Origin of the sequence: Microcoleus sp. BROC3, assembly GCF_036702515.1 — a bacterium.
Taxonomy (GTDB): Bacteria; Cyanobacteriota; Cyanobacteriia; order Cyanobacteriales; family Microcoleaceae; genus Microcoleus.
The window spans coordinates 1-3,055 of record NZ_JAUBTQ010000017.1 but is presented as its reverse complement, the minus strand read 5'-3'; the positions used below and the strand labels follow the sequence as shown (position 1 = coordinate 3,055).

Genomic DNA, 3,055 nt, shown 5'->3' with positions numbered 1-3,055 from the left:
CAACCAGTCGCTTCCCCTGAGTCGGGCAACAGGCGATCGCGGCGGGGAAGCTGCCACCCTCAACAACATCGGCGGTGTCTACTCAGAATTGGGAGAAAAACAGAAAGCGCTAGAGTATTTGGGCCAGTCGCTTCCCCTGAGACGGGCAACCAGCGATCGCGCTGGGGAAGCTGCCACCCTCAGCAACATCGGCAGTGTCTACTCACAATTGGGAGAAAAACAGAAAGCGCTAGAGTATTACAGCCAGTCGCTTCCCCTGAGACTGGCAGTAGGCGATCGCGGTGGGGAAGCTACCACCCTTTTCCACATAGCTTATGTCAAACGCGACCGAAACAATCTTCCCGAAGCCCTCAATGACATTGAATCCTCTATCAAAATAATCGAAAACCTCCGCACCAAAATAGCCAGCCCAGAACTCCGCAGCTCATACTTTGCGACCGTCCAGGACTACTACGAATTCTACATCGATTTGTTAATGCAACTGCACAAAACTAATCCTAAATCCGGTTATGATACCAAAGCCTTAGAAGCCAGCGAACGTTCGAGGGCCCGCAGCCTCCTCGAACTCCTCTTTGAAAGTAACGCCAACATTCGCGAAGGTATTTCCCCCGAGTTACTGCAACAAGAAAAGAGCCTGCAACAGCAACTCGATGCCATTGAAAAGCAGCGCATCGAAACAATCAGCACCCCCAACCCCAATCAAACTAAAATCTCTGAAATCGACAAACAGCGCCTCGCACTTTTGGAACAATATCAGCAAATTCAAGCCCAGATTCGTACCGCTAGCCCCCGCTACGCTGCCCTCACCCAGCCCCAACCTTTAACACTGCCAGAAATTCAGAAACAGATTCTCGATGAAAACACGATTTTATTGCAGTATTCCCTCGGCAAAGACCGCAGTTATTTGTGGGTTGTGACATCAACGGGACTCACTAGCTATGAATTGCCAAAACAAGCTGACATTGAAACAGCAGCTAAGGAGTTCCTAGAGGCAATAACTAGCCCAATTTACCGAAATATTCCCCAAAAAGTTGCCCAAGCAAGTGCAAATCTGGGTCAAGTGATTTTACAGCCCGCAGCAGCCCAATTAGGCAATAAACGCTTATTAATTGTTCCAGACGGCGTGCTGCACTATACCCCTTTTCAAGCTTTAACTCTTGCCCAAACCCGGGGACAAAATAACAATGTTCCCTTAATTGTCGAACATGAAATTATCACTCTGCCTTCTGCCTCAAGTCTCGCTATTCTCCGGCAAAATTACGGAGACAGAAAACCGCCGGGCCAAACTTTAGCAATTTTAGCAGATCCTGTTTTCAGTCCAGACGATGAAAGAATTAAAGGAAAAATCACCCAAGCAACAACAGAAAAATTAGAAGCAAATAACCTCGGTTTAAATCGCTCGCTTCGTGCTTCTAATCGGCAATGGCCGCCCCAACGCCTACCATTTACCCGCCAAGAAGCCCAAACAATATCCAGCTTATTCCCCTCAGCTTCTAGCCGTCAAATATTTGATTTTGATGCCAGTCGCACTACTGCTACCGATGGAAATTTAGCCAATTATCAAATCGTTCACTTCGCCACCCACGGCATTGCCAACAGCAAAAATCCCGAACTGTCAGGAATTCTGATGTCGATGGTAGATGACAAAGGCAATCTTGTCAATGGTTTCTTGCGACTCACGGATATTTTCAACTTGAAACTGGCGGCAAATTTAGTGGTTTTAAGTGCTTGTCAATCGGGTATGGGACAGAATGTTAAAGGCGAAGGAATGGTGGGATTGACAAGGGGTTTTATGTATGCGGGGGCGCAGCGGGTGGCCGTGAGTTTGTGGAGTGTGGATGATGAAGGAACTGCTGTGTTAATGCAAAAATTTTATCAAAAAATGCTGCAACAAAAGTTAGCGCCGGCGGCAGCTTTGAGGGCGGCGCAGATGGAAATGATGCAGGAGGAAAACTGGCAATCTCCCTATTATTGGGCGGCTTTTACCCTTCAGGGCGAATGGAAATGATATAGCGGACATAATATCACTTCTTCCTGCCTTTACATTAAGCGAGCTAGTGACTAAAATTGACAAAAATACAAAAAGGGTGGTTATGTTCGATCGCACTCAATGGTTTTTAGCTGGTATGTCGATCGCACTTTCGGTTCAGTTAAGTCAGCCAGTGGCAGCAGCCGTGCCCGTTGGCCAAGCCGTACAAACGGCGCAAAATAGCAGTAGTGACGCTGCTCTAAAAGCTTTAAACGAAGGATTACAACTTTACTACCAAGGGACGATAGAATCTTTCAAAGGTGCGCTCGTCAAATATGAACAAGCATTAAACCTGTATCGAGAAGCAGGCGATCGCGCTAAAGAAGCTGTCACTATCAGCAACATCGGTTTAGTTTACTCAGATTTGGGAGAAACACAAACAGCTTTAGGCTATTACAATCAGTCGCTTCTCCTAAGTCGGGCTGTGGGCGATCGCGAGCAAGAAGCCATCACTCTCAACAATATTGGCTTAATTTACTCAAATTTGGGAGAGCCACCAAAAGCTTTAGAATATTACAATCAATCTCTTCCCCTCAGTCGCGCTACTGGTAATCGCTCGCAGGAAGCTGTTACCCTCAGCAATATAGGCTTAGTTTACTCAAATTTGGGAGAGCCACAAAAAGCTTTAGAATATTACAATCAATCTCTTCCCCTCAGTCGGGCGATCGGCAACCCAGGAAGAGAAGCTCTCACCCTTAATAATATTGGAAAAATCTATGAAGATATCGGAGAAAAACAAAAAGCTTTAGACTATTACAATCAATCCCTTCCCTTAAGTCGCGCCGCAGGTAATCGATCGCAAGAAGCTGTCACTCTCAACAAGATTGGCTTGGTTTACTCAGATTTGGGAGAAAAACAGAAAGCTTTAGAATATTTCAGCCAATCCCTTCCCCTGAGTCGGGCCGTCGGCGATCGCTCAAAGGAAGCTATCACCCTCAACAATATTGGGTTAGTTTACTCAGATTTGGGAGAAAAACAGAAAGCTTTAGAATATTTCAGCCAATCCCTTCCCCTGAGTCGGGCCGT

General features: G+C 46.4%; 2 protein-coding genes. Both read left to right on the top strand.

Going from position 1 to position 3,055, the window contains the following annotated elements:
- Positions 1 to 2,008 (top strand): CHAT domain-containing tetratricopeptide repeat protein (locus QUB30_RS12910; RefSeq protein ID WP_333333756.1); only part of this gene is annotated, 2,008 nt, incomplete at its 5' end.
- 85 nt (positions 2,009 to 2,093) lie between these two features.
- Positions 2,094 to 3,055: tetratricopeptide repeat protein (locus QUB30_RS12905; RefSeq protein ID WP_333333754.1), on the top strand; the 962-nt coding region annotated here is incomplete at its 3' end.